Genomic DNA, 15,363 nt, shown 5'->3' with positions numbered 1-15,363 from the left:
CATTTAATGTTTCACATGCAGGCTTGAACCGCGCGTTTTGTCATCACACCAACAAGATGCGCACGATAGTCTTTGCTGCCGTGCAAATCACCGATCATGTTGGCCGGATTGATGCGCAGGTCCATCAAGGCATCCGGGCGGAATTCTTTCGTCAGTGCCTGCTCGGCCTCGGTCCAACGGAAAACACCATCTTCACTCGCCCCTGTCACGGCAACGCGAACCCCGTCAGCGAAACGTGCCAAATACACACCAACCAGCGCAAATCGTGACGCGGGCTGCAGGAATTTCTGATAGCTTGCCGCTTGCGGAACAGGGAACCTCACTGACGTAATGATCTCCCCCTCGTCCAGCGCGGTTGAGAACATCCCCTCAAAGAAATCATCCGCCGCAATCTCGCGCGTGTTCGTGATGATCGTTGCACCCGATCCCAACACGCCCGCCGGATAACAAGCTGCCGGATCATTGTTGGCTATTGAGCCGCCAATCGTGCCGCGGTTCCGAACCGCCGGATCACCGATCTGACCTGCTAGGGCTGCAAGCGCCGGATAGCTGCCCGCTGCTTCTGATGCGACTGTGGCATGGGTCGTCGCTCCGCCAACTGACACCGAACCATCGTCATTCACGCAAACACCCTTCATCTCTGCAATCCCGCTGAGCGAGATCAAGGCCGAGGGTGCAGCCAACCGTTGTTTTAACGTCGGGATCAAGGTCTGCCCACCCCCTAACGCCTGTGCATCCTCGGCCCCCAATGCGGCAACCGCATCAGCAATGGTCGAGGGCTTTTCAAACTCGAAACTGTACATTTCGTTTTTCCTTCCCGAAAGACGCGGGTCCGTCTTTCATCTGGCTAAAAATATCCCGAGGGTCCGGGGGCTGGCCCCCGGTCCTCCCTCTCCACTCAGCTGTTCATTGCCGCCCAGACGCGCGACGGGCTAACCGGCATATCAATGTGGTCCACTGATTTGCCACCCGAGTTCAACGCATCCAGTACCGCATTGACCACCGCAGGCGGTGAGCCGATCGCGCCAGCCTCACCACAGCCTTTCACGCCCAGCGGGTTATGGGTACACGGCGTCTGGCTGGAATGATCAACCTCGTAGAACGGAACATCATCGGCGCGCGGCATCGCGTAATCCATGAAGGACGCGCTGAGCAATTGCCCATTCTCGTCATAGGCGCAATTCTCCAACAGCGCCTGGCCGATCCCCTGACCGATACCGCCATGCACCTGACCGTCAACGATCATCGGATTGATGATGTTGCCGAAATCATCCGCCGCAGTGAACTTTTCGATGGTGACCTGTCCTGTTTCCGGATCCACCTCGACCTCACAGGCATAGGCACCAGCAGGGAAGGTAAAGTTCGCCGGATCGTAAAATGCGGTTTCCTCAAGCCCCGGTTCAACTTCCAAAGGATAGTTATGCGGGACATAAGCGGTAAGGGTCACATCACCCCAAGCCACCGATTTGTCGGTGCCCGCAACGCTGAACTGACCATCCTTCAGCTCAATATCCGCCTCTGACGCCTCCAGCAAATGAGCCGCGATCTTCTTGGCCTTTTCGATCACCTTCTCGGTCGCCTTGACCATGGCCGAGCCGCAAACTGCGAGGCTACGCGACCCGTAGGTACCCATACCAAACGGGATTTTCGAGGTGTCGCCGTGCACGATCTCAACCATCGACTCGTCAATGCCGATCATGTCCGCCACCACTTGCGGAAAGGCGGTCTCGTGCCCTTGCCCGTGGCTATGCGCGCCGACCATGACGCTGATCGAACCGGTGGCGTTGACCCGCACTGTCGCAGCATCATACAGACCCGCACGGGCGCCGAGCATACCAACAATGTTCGAAGGTGCGATACCGCAAGCCTCAATATAGCAGTTGATGCCAAGCCCACGCAGCTTGCCCTTTGCCTCGCTTTCCGTGCGACGCGCAGCAAAGCCTGCCAGATCGGCGGCAACTTCAAGCTTGTCCATCGTCCCATTATAGTCCCCGGTGTCATAGGTCAGCGCGACCGGCGTGTCATAGGGGAACTGAGTTATGAAGTTCTGACGGCGCAGCGCAATCGGATCGACCCCAAGCTCACGCGCGGCTTTGTCTACAACACGCTCAAGCTGAAAGGTTGCCTCGGGCCGCCCGGCTCCACGATAGGCATCAACCGGGACCGTATTGGTAAACATCGCCTTTACGTTCACCTGGATGACCGGCGTTTTATAGTTACCTGCCATAAGCGTGCCATGCAGCCAAGTCGGAACCGAGCTGGAGAAGGTCGACAGGTACGCGCCAAGGTTGGCATAGGTATTGGTGCGCAGACCGATAAAGTTGTTGTCCGCATCCAGCGCCAGTTCGATTGTGCTGACATGGTCGCGGCCTTGTGCGTCCGACATGAACGCCTCGGACCGGCTGGCGGTCCATTTCACCGGACGCCCACAGGCTTTGGCCGCAAAGGTACAGAAGGCTTCTTCGGCGTAGTGGAAAATCTTCGTACCAAAACCACCGCCCACATCAGGCGCGACAACACGCACCTTATGCTCAGGCAGACCAAGGACAAAGGCGCACATCAACAACCGGATCACGTGCGGGTTCTGAGACGTCGTGTAAAGCGTGTAGTCTTCGGTTCCCCGATTGTACTCGGCCACCGCCACACGCGGCTCCATCGGGTTGGCGACCAGACGGTTATTGACCAAATCCAACGTGGTTACATGCGCGGCGTTGGCAAAGACCTCATTGACCTTATCGTCGTCCGCCTCGCCCAGCTGCCAATCATAACAAATGTTGTTTTTCAGATCGTCATGAACCAGTGTCGCGCCGTCCTGCGCCGCGGCTTTCATATCCAGCACGGCTGGCAGTTCTTCGATATCCAGCTCGATGGCTTCGACCGCGTCGCGGGCCTGTTCAAGACTATCGGCCACAACGGCTGCGATAGGATCGCCCACGTGGCGCACTTTTCCCTGCGCAAGTATGGGGTGCGGCGGTTCCTGCATCGGCGCGCCGTGTTTGTCAGTCACTTCCCAGCCGCAGGGCATTCCACCTACGCCTTCGAAGTCTTTGCCGGTGAATACCTTGACCACCCCGGGCATGGCTTCGGCTGCGGACGTATCGATTGACTTGATCCGGCCATGCGCGATGTCAGACCGCAGGAAATGCACATAGGCTTGGCCATGTACGTTGATGTCGTCGGTGTAATTGCCTGCTCCGGTCAGAAAGCGCACGTCCTCGCGGCGCTTGGAACTGGCTCCGATGCCACTGTCTTTGGGCATTGCTTGTTCTCCTCCGATAAACGGATGCTCATGCACCCTATGTCATTCCACGGGCATTTTCTCCTACGCCCGCAGTGGCATCATTCGGCTGCAATTCTGCCTGCGTCCTGACCGGATGCGGCCATGATCGCCTTAACGATATTGTGATACCCGGTGCAGCGGCACAGGTTGCCTTCAAGGTACTTGCGAATTTCGGCTTCGGTCGGGCGCGGATTTTCTTTCAGCAGGGCTGCGGCGCTCATCACCATGCCCGGTGTGCAAAATCCGCATTGCAGACCGTGATGATCCTGAAACGCCTGTTGTATGACGTTCAGCGATCCGTCTGGATTGGCCTGCCCTTCGATGGTGCCCACATCGGCCCCGTCAGCCTCCAACGCCAGCATATTGCATGACTTTACCGCCTCGCCATTCACATGCACCACACATGCGCCACATTGCGCGGTGTCACATCCTACATGCGTGCCCGTCAGCGACAGGTGATCCCGCAGAAAGCTGGACAGCAGTGTCCGGCCTTCGACGTCACCGCTCACGGATTTTCCGTTCACGGTCATTGAGACCTGTGTCATTCGTTCCTCCTAAAATGAAATTCTCCCTTGCCCGAGTTAAACACGGGAATTTTCGTTTGAGAACAAAAATATTTAGGGATTGCTTTGACTGCTTGCATACTTAACGGCCGAAAGTAACGCGGAGGCAGACAAAGGCAAATTATCGCCGCGACGCGCGCGGTTGTGGCCTGGTCGGAATCTCTTTCAGAAGACCGCCCACCCCCATCGCGGCGATGTCGGCACCCGTTGTGTCGATCCCACAGGCGACACGGGACAGGACCCAATCGGCCCCGTTCAACGCCGGGGACCGCGCGCAGCCCGGCAACCCAATCACCGGTCGCTGCCCGAGCGACCCAAGAAAGAGCAGATTGCCCGGATCGACCGGCATGCCAAAACGGTCCACATGCCCGCCTGCGACTCGCACAGCCTGGGGCGCAACATCCGATACATCCGAGGTTGCGGAGCCTGTCAGAATCATCAACACGTCGCCCTGAGTTTCGGTGACCGCGTTTGCAAGTGCATCGGTCACATGGGGCACGATGCGCACATCGCTCATCTCCATGCCCAAGGCTTCGACCCGGCCACGGATCGCCGCGATGCCCTTTTCGTTAGACGGCCCTCCGGGAATATCGGTTACGATCAGGCCTGCCTTTTTGTAGACCGGCGTAGCAAGGCGAATGGCGTCCTGCGCAAGCCCAGCGGCCTGCAGCACATCCCCCTCTGGGACGGCGTAAGAAATAACCTTGATCGTCGCGACCATGCCGCCGGTGGTCATCTGTTGGTACTGCGGCACCGTGGCAACTGTGATCATTGGGTTGACCAGGTTGAAGGCTTCAAGCGCGGAAACGTCCAGAACCGCGACACCCGGCCCCTCTGCCAGCAGGTTAACACGGCCCGTGAACGGCTTCGTCACCTTCAAGGCAGCACCCTTTGCGTCTGGCACCAACGCGTCAGCCAGCATTCCGGCCGCCTTGTCTTCGTGACAATCTCCTGGGTCAAGCTGTGCAACTATTACAGTTTCATATCCCGCTGCAGTCAGACGCGCCTGATGTTCAGGCGTCAGAACAATCCCTTTACGCAGCTTCGTGTCCCCGGCTTTCACGGAATGGGCCAGAATGGCCCCGCCAGCCTGATCAATGGGAACAGGGCCGAACTTCACGCTTTACCTCGTAACACGGCAGTCATCTGCGCCAGAATGGCGACAGCGATTTCCGATGGATCTGCAGCCCCGATATCCAATCCGATTGGGCCATGAATACGCGCGATCTGGGTGTCGGTGAAGCCGGCCTCCTTCATCCGCTCGATCCGTTTTGCGTGCGTTCGTGTCGATCCCAAGGCACCGATATAGAAAACGCCCGCCTCAAGCGCGGATTGCAACGCCGGGTCATCCAGTTTCGGATCATGCGTCAATAACACCACGGCAGTACGCGCGTCCATGCCAAGTTTGGCGACCGCTTCATCGGGCCAATCCGTCAGAATCGTCTCGCCGGGAAAACGGCTGCTCGATGCGAAAGCTTCGCGCGGGTCAACGATGAACGGATCATAGCCCGCGATTCGCGCCATCGGCACCAACGCCTGCGCAATGTGCACTGCACCGACGACAATTAACCGGAGCGGAGGGTTGTGGACGGCAACGAAAGTTTGACCATCTTCCTCGAAACCCGAACGATCCATGCGCAGGCGATCCGGATAGGCATTGTGATGCAAAGCCCGGTGGCCGGTTTCGATGTTCACCTCATAAGCCACAGGCTCACGCCGGGCGCGGGCCTCGACCAATTCGCGCAGCATTGGTTCGGGCAGTACTGTGCCGACCGGTTCTACCAGAACACGGATCGTGCCCCCACAGGCCAGCCCCACGGCAAAGGCGTCCTCATCGCTGACACCAAATTCCAACAGACGTGCTTCGCCTTCATCGATCGCCTCAAGCGCTTCAACCACGACAGCGCCTTCGACACAGCCCCCCGAGACCGAGCCTTCCATACGGCCATCCCCGCCGATCACCAGCTGGGCGCCAACACGGCGCGGCGCGCTGCCCCAGGTCTCAACAACCGTAGCCAGCGCAACCGGCTTGCCGTCGCTGTGCCAACTCAATGCGGTTTCAGGGCCATTGTCGAATCTGTCCATTGCACCCTCCCGAAACGTTCAGGTCCAACATAAGCAGGTTTGGCCGGATGAAAAGGAACACTGGCTTTCAACTGTTTGCATGGGCTCAAAAAATCCAAAGTCTAGGCGCTTTTCAGCTTAGATTTTCTTCGGTCTCGCAAAGTATTGATTGCCAGATCATGCGATTCTAGCCTTCATACGATCATCAGTAATTCTCGTATTCATATACTCATTTCACAACAGGGAGACAGAGACTTGAAACGTGTGTTCACTCTCGGAATGGCAATCGGCCTGCTGGCCTCAAGCGCAGCAAACGCGGACACGTTCCTGCGTTACGGAGAAGTCGAAGGTTGGAAGGTCTTCGTGGACCAAGACAAGAAAACCTGTTTGATCGAGGCCGTAGATGACGCAGAAAACGTGGTTCAGATGGGTTTGACCGAAGATCGAAGCGTTGGATATGTGGGCGTCTTTACTAAGGCCGAGACCGACATCAAACGTGGCGAGACCGAGGCCGTGGCGATTCTTTTAGGTGATAACGTTTATGTCGGTGAAGCAACCGGCATGAGGGGCAATATCACCAAAGGATACTCCGGCGGTTATGTTCTGTCTGACGATCCTCAATTCGCGGATGATATCGCCAAGCAGAAGGTCATGGTCGTGTTCCCCGAGAAGGAATTCGCGTTCACCGTCGATCTCACCGGTACGTTCAAAGCCATGGAGATGGCACGCAAGTGCAACGAAGAACAACTAAGCTGATGTTCCCCCCGAAAGCGCGGTCATAAGCCGCGCTTTCTCACCCATATCATCAGGTTTCGAGATGACGGCGGCCAGACCTTCCAATGAAGCAATAGAGTGCCCCGCGCGAAAACTGTCGACATGCGGCAACATCGCAGCAACACCATGGGCCTTTGGCGCAAACCCATCCCAACGCAAGAGCGGGTTAAGCCAGATCAGGCGCCGCGCGGAGAGGTGCAAGCGCTCCATCTCTTTCCCAAGCGCATCGGGGTCGCCCCGATCCAAACCGTCCGAGATCAACAGCACGACCGCACCCTGTCCCATAACCCGGCGCGACCAGTCGCGGTTGAACGCATGCAGACACTCCCCGATCCGTGTTCCCCCTTCCCAATCCTGCGCCTCGGCACCGGCTGCGGCAAGTGCTGCGTCAACGTCGCGCTGTTGCAAATGGCGGGTGATATTGGTCAGACGGGTGCCGAAGGTGAACGCATGTACCTTGGCCCAACCTGCACCTTTCGCGTTCGAGACAGTATGCAGGAAATGCAGGATCATCCGACTGTATTGGCTCATCGACCCAGAGATATCGCAGAGCACCACAAGGTTTGGCCATCGCGGCTTCGGCTTGAGGCGCGCGATATCGCGAAGCTCACCACCCTGACGCATCGCCGCGCGCAAGGTTCGGGCACGATCAATCCTATGACCCAAATGGCTGGCCTGACCGCGCCGTGACTCGATGGGTTTCACCGGCAGCGTTAGTCGCGCCAGCATCCGTTTGGCCTGCGCGATCTCAGCCGTGCTCATCTGTTCGAAATCCAGACTACGCAGGCGCTCTTCGGACGAGGCGGTCTGCGAGGCATCAATTTCTAACTCTGTCTCTTCTTCCTGCTCGGACGCCTCTGGCAGGTCGCGTTCCACACCTTCAAGCAAAGCCTCGGCCGCGCGCTTTTCCGCGGCGTCAGCCTTTCGGTCTTCCTGCACACCACGGATGGCGGGCAGCATCATGGACATCATATGCTCAAGATACCTCGGGTCGCGCCAATAGAGGCGGAACACCTGCGCAAACACAGTGCGATGCTCCGGACGGTTCACGAAACAGGCGTGCAGGGTCCAGTAGAAATCTGTCTTCTTGGTGAAACCTGCCGCCTGGACCGCACGGATCGCGTCAACAACCCGCCCGGTTCCAATGGGTAAGCCAGCCTTCCGCAAGGCGCGTGCAAAATGGGTAATGTTCTGCGCCAGCTTTGGGTTGTCAGGGATATCCAGCGCAAGCTGCTCAGCCATCAAACTGGTTCCAGGTCGGCTTTCGCCTGATCCAGAATCCGTTTCGCCTCAGACCCTTGCAGTTTCTGAATGTCATCCTGATACTTCAGGATCGCACCCAGCGTATCGCCAATAACTTCGGGGCTGAGGTTGATCACATCCAGCGCAAGCAGGCATTTCGCCCAGTCGATCGTTTCGGCGACACCGGGCTTTTTGAACAGATCTTCAGTCCGCAGGCGTTGAACAAATGCAACCACCTCTCGGCTAAGCGCCTCGGCAGCTTCAGGCGCGCGGGCGTGGAGGATTTCGATCTCACGGTCGAAATCGGGGTAGTCGACCCAATGATAAAGACAACGGCGTTTCAGCGCATCGTGAACCTCACGCGTCCGGTTCGACGTCACGATCACGATAGGCGGTTCAGGCGCTTTGACGGTACCCAGTTCTGGAATGGTGACCTGAAAATCACTGAGGGCTTCCAGCAGGAAAGCCTCGAACGGTTCATCGGTTCGATCAAGCTCATCTATCAACAGGACAGGTGCGCCATTTTCATCCGGACGCATGGCTTGCAAAAGCGGACGTTCGACAAGGTATTCGTCGGAAAACAGCTCGGACTGTAGCGCACCGCGATCAGCCCCGCCTGCAGCCTCGGCCGTTCGGATCGCCACCATCTGCGCAGGGAAATTCCATTCGTACACCGCCGAGGATGCATCAAGCCCTTCGTAGCACTGCAATCGGATCAGGCGCCGGTTCAACCCTGAAGCCAGCGCCTTGGCGATCTCGGTTTTGCCGACTCCAGCCTCGCCCTCCAGAAACAGCGGACGCCCCAATTTCAGCGAGAGGAACACGACGGTCGCCAAGGCGCGACCGCAGACGTAGCCCTGCGTCCCAAGCATTTCCTGAACTGCGTCAATAGAATCTGGATGTGTCATGTCATGTCTCTCCCTCGGCACAAAAGGTCACGGCAGCACGCGTGCGTCAAGACCACCCTCTTTCCGGGACGTACGGTGATCCAGCCCGACGACAAGGGGTTTTCGGGACACGGCCACTGTGCTAGCGGATGCGGCATGACCGATAGCATCACGATCCGCCGCCCCGATGACTGGCACTTGCATTTGCGCGATGGCGCGATGTTGCAGGCCGTCCTGCCCGAAACCGCGCGTCACTTTGCCCGGGCAATCGTTATGCCAAACCTCGTTCCACCCGTTGTGCGTGGCGATCAGGCGGCGGCCTACCGGGATCGAATCATGGCGGCCCTGCCCGCCGACATGACGTTCGAGCCGCTGATGACACTCTATCTGACGGAAGACACCGACGCCGAGGACGTGGCCGCCGCCCATGCGAGCGGTTTGGTCAAAGCGGTCAAGCTCTACCCGGCCGGCGCAACGACCAATTCACAGTCGGGTGTGCGTGATTTCGACAAGGTCCGTTCGGTGCTGGATAAGATGGCAGAGATTGGTCTGCCACTGTGCGTTCACGGCGAAGTCACGGACCCAGAAATCGACATTTTCGACCGTGAAGCTGTGTTCATCGACCGCGTGCTTGACCCTATCCGCAAAGCCACACCGGGTCTGCGTGTTGTGATGGAGCACATCACAACCAGCAACGGCGTCGAATACGTCAAAGCCCACGAAGCGGATCTTGGCGCAACCATTACCGCGCATCACCTGATCATCAACCGCAACCACATTCTGGTGGGCGGCATCAAACCGCATTACTACTGCCTGCCTGTTGCGAAGCGAGAGGATCACCGCCTTGCGCTGTTGGCTGCCGCGACCTCGGGTGACAAACGGTACTTCCTGGGCACCGACAGTGCGCCGCATACGGACGACAACAAAGAAATGGCTTGTGGGTGCGCAGGTTGTTTCACCGCGACCAATACAATGTCACTGGTGGCCGAAATGTTCGACCGTGAAAGCGCGATGGATAAGCTGGAAGGGTTCGTTTCGTTGAACGGTCCAGCGTTTTATGGCCTGCCGGTCAACGAGGAAACGATCACGCTGACCAAAGGCGAACCGGTGGAGTACCCCAGCAAAATCGAAACCGGCGACGGTCCGGTCACTGTATTCGACCCGGGCTTCCGATTGCACTGGCGCGTCGTTTAAATCGCCAGCATTTTTGCCAGATCGCGGGCGCGGCCTCCGGTGCGCAACATCGACCAGATCGCATCCGCCTCTTCAGCACCGATCAATTTGGACGCTTTAGACCGAACCCTATCCTCACGATCTGACAGCGCCACCGGAGCCAACAGATCATGCGTCGCCTCAAGCCGGGCGCCATCGCGACGTAACAGGGTTACTTGGGCCTGTGTTTCCGACAGGGTATCGTCAGCCTCAACCGAAACCCGGTCGCGCAACGACGTCAGCCGGGGATCGGCGCAGACCTTTTCCAAGTAACTGGCAGGCACCCCCGTATCGTAACCAAGCGCTTGCATCGCGATGACGGTCCGGTAGGAAAACTTGGCACCTAATCCTGTGGTCGGCGCCATTTGGTTGCATACGCTCATCCACCTTGGGTGGGTCTTTATCTTGATTTCAGCCACTTCCGGTTCAGCAATGTCCAGATCGCGGGCGGCCTCAAGCGCCGCGTGCAAGCCGTGACAGCACGCGTGGAATTTGTGGCTGACGTTTTCGAACAGCCACTCATCACCCAACCCGTCCAGGGCCGATTTTAGGTCACCCTCACCCTGATGCGTTGCGCCAAAACCGTACTGCCCTTCGAGTGCCTCCATTTTGGGTTCGAACCCCCCAGCAATCAGCAAAGCAGCTTCGACCCCGTTCGAGGCTGCAAGTCCCGCATTGTACGGTTTACCCATCGTCCCGAACTGAACCTTTAGGCCCGATGCACGGGTTGCGGTCAGGCCCAGAACCTTTTGCATCTGATCCACGTCGAACTGCAGAATGCGTCCGGCAGCAACGGCAGCCCCGAAAGCACCTGCCGTTGCGGTCTGATGAAAGCCAGCTTGATAGTGGTTGCGCCCAAGCCAAAGACCCATACGGATTGAGACCTCCATTCCCACCAGCGCGGCCTCAAGGAAATCAACAAGGATGCGGTCATCCGATTCGCTCAGAGCCAATGCGGCAGGCAGAATGGCCACCGATGGATGCCCAATATGCGCAAAATGCGTATCGTCGTAATCTAGCGCATGAGACACGGTTCCGTTGACCAAAGCCGCCCCACGAAGGGGTGCCGCACCACCGCCGAACAGATGCGCCTGCGCGGTACCTTCCTCGGCCAGCACAAGACCTCGCACAGCTGTCGAAACCGGCTCAGTGACGCCGGCCCGACCCACTGCGATCCAGTCCAGAACGGATAACGAGGTAACGATCCGCGTTTGCAGCGTTGTCTCAACAGCACCAGCGGCAAACGTGGCAAGAGATAGGGAAAAATCGGTCATGAGCGCAGTCTAGCGCCCGGTAAACACGGGTAAAGCCCTAGCGGTACAAATCCGCGGCACGGGTCTCAAATGCATGTACGATCCGGTGCATGGCTTCGTTGAATACAACGCCGATAATGCCCTGAAGGATGGCGTTCTTGAATTCAAAATCGACATGGAACGAGACGTTGCAACCACCGTCGGGCGCGTCTTCGAACTGCCAGTCGGATTTCATGTATTTAAATGGACCGTCAAGATATTCGGTGTCGATCTTCATTTGATCGGGATAAAGCGTCACCCGGCTGCCAAATCTTTCGCGAAATACCTTGAATGAGATGATCAGGTCCGCCTCAAGGACGTGCGCCTCACCCGCCGCATATGTCCTGCGGATACGCGCAGCGGCGCACCAGGGCAAAAACTCGGGATACTTCGCCACGTCCGCAATCAAATCGTACATCTGCTGAGCTGTGTAAGGCAGGTGGCGCGTTTCCGAATGAGTTGGCATGGCTTCCGGTATTTGCAGGTGACAATAGCGCGTCATGTCGTATGTTGCGCGCCAAAGATCAAGGGGGCTGCGATGACGGACCGCGCATATGTGATAGATGAGATGATCTCGGCCAAGGCCATCGCCGCCCGGATAGAAGAGCTGTGCCGCGAGATCAGCGCCGAATTCGCCGAAACGGATAAACTGGTCGTGGTTGGTTTGCTTCGTGGCAGCTTTGTCTTCATTGCTGACCTCGTGCGCGAACTGGACCTGCCGATCGAGGTCGATTTCCTTGAGGCCTCTTCTTACGGCGATTCGATGGAAAGCAGTCGTGAGGTTCGTATACTCAAGGACTTACGTGGCGCAATTGAAGGGCGCGACGTTTTGGTGGTCGAAGATATTGTCGACACCGGCCACACGCTCAACCACGTGACAAAGCTGCTGCGCAGCCGGAAACCGGCTCGGTTGAAATCCATCGCACTGCTGGACAAACCCAGCCGGCGCGAGGTTGATTTCCGCTCAGACTGGATCGGGTTCGAAATCCCGGACGAGTTCGTTGTGGGCTATGGCATCGACTACGCGCAGCGCAATCGCAATCTGCCGTTTATCGGCAAGGTGCGCTTTACCGGGGACTAAACGGACCCAGCACCTGCTGAATGGCCGCAAGGAATATCCCGGTTCCAATCGAAATCAAGGTATCAGGAAAATCGTAATCCGGGTTGTGCAGTTGCGGGTGGTCCACCCCTGCCCCCAACCAGAACATTGCTGCCTTTGCGTCTTTCCCGAATTGTCCGAAATCCTCGGAAAATTTTTGCGGGCTGGACGTAAGCACACATGGCACGTTCGTTGCAGTACATGCCTGTCGTAGAATGTCGCCAGCTTCGGGCGCATTTACACAAGCCTCAAAGACGTCTTCATAAGTGATCTCATACTCAAGACCTTGGTCCGAGGCGGTATGCGCAACAAGCGCCTCGGCCTCTGCCATCAAGCTTTGCATACGCGCATCGGCAACGGCTCGAAGCGTAACCCATAGCTCAGCCCGACCCGGCGCTATGCCAAAAGTTGGCTCACCAAGGGTCGCATGAGTCACGGTGGTAAGCGCAAAGTCTGCGTCCAAAGGCCCGCCCTTTCCCAAATCGGCCAATTTCGGCATCAACAACGCCAAGGCTGCTGCCGGAGACACACCATCTTGCGGTGCCGCGGCATGCGACGTTCTTCCAGTCAGAACCACTTTCATCCCGCGCGACGCGCAATTCGCCGGGCCCGCGCACAGCTCGACCTCACCCAATGCCAAGCCCGGAAGGTTATGGAGCGAAAAAACATAGTCCGGCTTGATCTGGGAAAACTTTGGGTCCTTGCGATAGGCAATAGCGCCGTGCCCGGTTTCTTCAGCTGGCTGGAAAATCAGAACGGTTCGGCCTTTCGTGGGGCGATTTTGACCAAGCTGCTCGGCCACGCCCAGGACAATTGCCATATGTCCGTCGTGCCCACACAGATGCCCGTTGCCCGCAACGCGTGAGCGATACGCCAAGTTGGACAGTTCCTGTATCGGCAAACCGTCAAGCTCGCACCGGATGGCAACGGTTGGTCCGTCTTTCCCACTGTTGTAAACACCTGCCACGCCGTGACCGCCGATGGATGTCAGCACCTGATCGGCACGAAGCGCACGTAGTTCGAGCGCGACCTTTTCGGCCGTTTCTTTTTCTTGCCCCGAAATCTCGGGAAATTGGTGAAGGTCGTGGCGCAGTCGTATCAACCGCTCCGCTGCTTCCGAGTTCACCCTTGGTCCAATTTCTTCTGACGCGCTTCGCGCAAACGCGCAAAGTCATCTCCGGCGTGATAGGATGAACGGGTCAGAGGCGTTGCGGACACCATCAGGAAGCCCTTGCCGTAAGCCGCTTTTTCGTAAGAAGCAAACTCTTCGGGCGTGACAAAACGGTCAACTCCATGGTGCTTCGGGGTTGGCTGCAAGTATTGACCGATCGTCAGGAAATCAATGTCTGCTGCGCGCATATCATCCATTACCTGCCGAACCTGTTGTTCGTCTTCACCCAAGCCAACCATGATGCCGGATTTGGTGAATATTGACGGGTCCAACTCTTTCACCCGTTGTAGCAACCGCAGCGAGTGGAAATAGCGCGCGCCGGGGCGTACCTCGGGGTACAGGCCGGGCACTGTTTCAAGGTTGTGGTTGAAAACGTCCGGCTTTGCTTCGACGACTACCTCCAAGACCGCAGGATCACATTTCAAGAAGTCCGGAGTCAGAATCTCAATCGTCGTCTTGGGCGAACGGTGTCGCACCGCGCGAATGGTCTGAGCGAAATGGTCGGCGCCGCCATCATCCAGATCGTCCCGGTCAACCGACGTAATGACGACATGATTCAGACCAAGCTTTTGCACAGCATGCGCAACTCGGCCAGGTTCAAAAACATCCAACGAATCCGGACGGCCAGTCGCGATATTGCAGAATGTGCAGCCACGAGTACAAATCTCGCCCATGATCATCATGGTGGCGTGACCCTGACTCCAACATTCGCCTACATTCGGGCACCCGGCCTCTTCGCAGACGGTGACCAAATTGTTTTCCCGCATGATCTTGTGCGTTTCGGCATAACCCTTCCCACCGGGCGCCTTCACACGGATCCATTTCGGCTTTTTCGGCTGCGCATTGTCCTGACGATGCGCCTTTTCGGGATGACGTTGTTCGGGGATCTTCAGATCACGCACGGTTGGCTATCCTGACTTAGGGTCGTTTCGCTTTGACATAGTATAATCCGCAGCCATTAGCTACACCACCCGTGCATACCTGCCATAACAGCGCAGTTCGCAGTTGCGGCATATCTCTATCAAAATGGTCATAAATATTTGCAGATAATCATATTTATATATACTCAATTTCATTCGCACTTGCAGCATTATTCGCGTTGAAGCCAGTTTAGAACTCTTTTAAACGGCGGGGCGAAGACTAGTGAATCACAGGAACATGAATATGAAATCCGGTACCAAACTGCCCGACGTAACCTTTCACACCCGTGTCCGTGATGAGGCCATCGAAGGCCAGAATCCGTTCCGTTGGGAAGACAAGACCACCGCGGATTACTTTGGCGGCAAGCGCGTCATTCTGTTTTCGCTGCCCGGTGCCTTCACTCCTACATGCTCGACCTATCAGCTTCCGGGGTTTGAAAACGGCTATGCCGAGTTCAAGGAAAAAGGCATTGACGAAATTTACTGCATGTCCGTCAACGACAGCTTCGTCATGAACAAATGGGCAAAGGATCAGGGTCTTGAAAACGTCAAGGTCATCCCGGACGGTTCGGGTGAATTCACCCGCAAGATGGGCATGTTGGTCGACAAGGACAATCTGGGCTTTGGCATGCGCTCCTGGCGCTATGCAGCCATCGTGAATGACGGTGTCGTTGAAGCATGGTTTGAAGAGCCCGGACTGATGGACAACTGCCCCGAGGATCCATATGGCGTGTCCTCACCGGACAATCTGAAAAAGCACCTGGACGAAGCCAACGAGCCGGCTTTGGCCTAAGCTTGTAGCCGACCTGCTGCTCAAGACCCGCCGCTGGCGGGTCTTTTCGTCTTTAGGCCTGCGCGG

15 protein-coding genes are annotated in these 15,363 nt (G+C 57.3%); 4 read left to right on the top strand and 11 right to left on the bottom strand.

Annotated elements, in window-relative coordinates:
• Positions 1–11: 11 nt before the first annotated feature.
• From LCM21_RS00395 to LCM21_RS00375, 5 genes are all read right to left on the bottom strand, one after another.
• A complete protein-coding gene (locus LCM21_RS00395; RefSeq protein WP_224888843.1) occupies positions 12–803 on the bottom strand; it encodes an FAD binding domain-containing protein in 792 nt (263 codons plus the stop codon).
• Between the two features lie 95 nt (positions 804–898).
• On the bottom strand, positions 899–3,259 hold the full coding sequence (locus tag LCM21_RS00390; protein ID WP_224888842.1) for a xanthine dehydrogenase family protein molybdopterin-binding subunit: 2,361 nt from the start codon (positions 3,257–3,259) through the stop codon (positions 899–901).
• 80 nt (positions 3,260–3,339) lie between these two features.
• Complete coding sequence (locus tag LCM21_RS00385) at positions 3,340–3,825, bottom strand: (2Fe-2S)-binding protein (RefSeq protein ID WP_224888841.1); 486 nt, start codon at positions 3,823–3,825, stop codon at positions 3,340–3,342.
• Between the two features lie 139 nt (positions 3,826–3,964).
• Positions 3,965–4,963 carry a molybdopterin-binding protein gene (locus LCM21_RS00380; RefSeq protein WP_224888840.1) on the bottom strand — a complete coding sequence of 333 codons (999 nt, stop codon included), beginning with the start codon at positions 4,961–4,963 and terminating at the stop codon, positions 3,965–3,967.
• On the bottom strand, positions 4,960–5,928 hold the full coding sequence (locus LCM21_RS00375) for an XdhC family protein (protein ID WP_224888839.1): 969 nt from the start codon (positions 5,926–5,928) through the stop codon (positions 4,960–4,962). Before LCM21_RS00375 ends, LCM21_RS00380 begins: the two co-directional genes overlap by 4 nt.
• Positions 5,929–6,171: 243 nt before the next feature.
• Between LCM21_RS00375 and LCM21_RS00370 the strand changes: the two genes are divergently transcribed.
• Entirely contained in the window at positions 6,172–6,663 is a 492-nt protein-coding gene (locus tag LCM21_RS00370) for a hypothetical protein (RefSeq protein WP_224889699.1), read from the top strand.
• Here the strand turns inward: LCM21_RS00370 and LCM21_RS00365 are convergent.
• Together LCM21_RS00365 and LCM21_RS00360 are read right to left on the bottom strand one after the other, a co-directional pair.
• On the bottom strand, positions 6,655–7,923 hold the full coding sequence (locus LCM21_RS00365; RefSeq protein WP_224888838.1) for a vWA domain-containing protein: 1,269 nt from the start codon (positions 7,921–7,923) through the stop codon (positions 6,655–6,657). The two genes, LCM21_RS00370 and LCM21_RS00365, sit on opposite strands and share 9 nt — an antisense overlap.
• The gene (locus LCM21_RS00360) at positions 7,923–8,831 is read right to left on the bottom strand and encodes an AAA family ATPase (RefSeq protein WP_224888837.1); all 909 of its coding nucleotides are present in this window, start codon (positions 8,829–8,831) and stop codon (positions 7,923–7,925) included. Before LCM21_RS00360 ends, LCM21_RS00365 begins: the two co-directional genes overlap by 1 nt.
• Before the next feature lie 135 nt (positions 8,832–8,966).
• On the opposite strand from LCM21_RS00360, the gene pyrC reads away from it, so the two are divergent.
• On the top strand, positions 8,967–10,004 hold the full coding sequence (pyrC, locus tag LCM21_RS00355; protein WP_224888836.1) for a dihydroorotase: 1,038 nt from the start codon (positions 8,967–8,969) through the stop codon (positions 10,002–10,004).
• On the opposite strand, the gene LCM21_RS00350 is transcribed toward pyrC, so the two are convergent.
• Together LCM21_RS00350 and LCM21_RS00345 are read right to left on the bottom strand one after the other, a co-directional pair.
• Positions 10,001–11,296 (bottom strand): MmgE/PrpD family protein, encoded by a 1,296-nt coding sequence (locus LCM21_RS00350; protein ID WP_224888835.1) that lies wholly within the window; start codon positions 11,294–11,296, stop codon positions 10,001–10,003. The two genes, pyrC and LCM21_RS00350, sit on opposite strands and share 4 nt — an antisense overlap.
• Before the next feature lie 37 nt (positions 11,297–11,333).
• Positions 11,334–11,780, bottom strand: coding sequence for a type II toxin-antitoxin system RatA family toxin (locus tag LCM21_RS00345; RefSeq protein ID WP_068335328.1), 447 nt, complete (start codon positions 11,778–11,780; stop codon positions 11,334–11,336).
• Between the two features lie 72 nt (positions 11,781–11,852).
• Here LCM21_RS00345 and hpt point away from each other — a divergent pair, with 72 nt between their 5' ends.
• Entirely contained in the window at positions 11,853–12,395 is a 543-nt protein-coding gene (gene hpt, locus LCM21_RS00340; RefSeq protein WP_224888834.1) for a hypoxanthine phosphoribosyltransferase, read from the top strand.
• Here the strand turns inward: hpt and LCM21_RS00335 are convergent.
• Positions 12,382–13,539: an amidohydrolase gene (locus LCM21_RS00335; RefSeq protein ID WP_224888833.1), complete on the bottom strand. Its 1,158-nt coding sequence runs from the start codon at positions 13,537–13,539 to the stop codon at positions 12,382–12,384. The two genes, hpt and LCM21_RS00335, sit on opposite strands and share 14 nt — an antisense overlap.
• Positions 13,536–14,486: a lipoyl synthase gene (lipA, locus tag LCM21_RS00330; protein ID WP_068335147.1), complete on the bottom strand. Its 951-nt coding sequence runs from the start codon at positions 14,484–14,486 to the stop codon at positions 13,536–13,538. The genes LCM21_RS00335 and lipA overlap by 4 nt, the downstream gene beginning before the upstream one ends.
• Before the next feature lie 262 nt (positions 14,487–14,748).
• Here lipA and LCM21_RS00325 point away from each other — a divergent pair, with 262 nt between their 5' ends.
• Positions 14,749–15,297 (top strand): peroxiredoxin, encoded by a 549-nt coding sequence (locus LCM21_RS00325; RefSeq protein WP_224888832.1) that lies wholly within the window; start codon positions 14,749–14,751, stop codon positions 15,295–15,297.
• Positions 15,298–15,363: the final 66 nt, after the last annotated feature.

The sequence above is a fragment of the Ruegeria profundi genome, from assembly GCF_020171505.1.
GTDB classification, from domain to species: Bacteria; Pseudomonadota; Alphaproteobacteria; order Rhodobacterales; family Rhodobacteraceae; genus Ruegeria; species Ruegeria profundi.
Note: the sequence above shows the minus strand (reverse complement) of the source record. Positions and strands in the feature narration are given on the sequence as shown.

Coding starts and splice junctions, on each gene's coding strand:
- LCM21_RS00345 (WP_068335328.1), bottom strand. CDS start 11,780: ATGCCAACTCATTCGGAAACGCGCCACCTGCCTTACACAGCTCAGCAG.
- LCM21_RS00365 (WP_224888838.1), bottom strand. CDS start 7,923: ATGGCTGAGCAGCTTGCGCTGGATATCCCTGACAACCCAAAGCTGGCG.
- LCM21_RS00350 (WP_224888835.1), bottom strand. CDS start 11,296: ATGACCGATTTTTCCCTATCTCTTGCCACGTTTGCCGCTGGTGCTGTT.
- LCM21_RS00385 (WP_224888841.1), bottom strand. CDS start 3,825: ATGACACAGGTCTCAATGACCGTGAACGGAAAATCCGTGAGCGGTGAC.
- pyrC (WP_224888836.1), top strand. CDS start 8,967: ATGACCGATAGCATCACGATCCGCCGCCCCGATGACTGGCACTTGCAT.
- LCM21_RS00395 (WP_224888843.1), bottom strand. CDS start 803: ATGTACAGTTTCGAGTTTGAAAAGCCCTCGACCATTGCTGATGCGGTT.
- LCM21_RS00360 (WP_224888837.1), bottom strand. CDS start 8,831: ATGACACATCCAGATTCTATTGACGCAGTTCAGGAAATGCTTGGGACG.
- LCM21_RS00375 (WP_224888839.1), bottom strand. CDS start 5,928: ATGGACAGATTCGACAATGGCCCTGAAACCGCATTGAGTTGGCACAGC.
- LCM21_RS00390 (WP_224888842.1), bottom strand. CDS start 3,259: ATGCCCAAAGACAGTGGCATCGGAGCCAGTTCCAAGCGCCGCGAGGAC.
- LCM21_RS00325 (WP_224888832.1), top strand. CDS start 14,749: ATGAAATCCGGTACCAAACTGCCCGACGTAACCTTTCACACCCGTGTC.
- hpt (WP_224888834.1), top strand. CDS start 11,853: ATGACGGACCGCGCATATGTGATAGATGAGATGATCTCGGCCAAGGCC.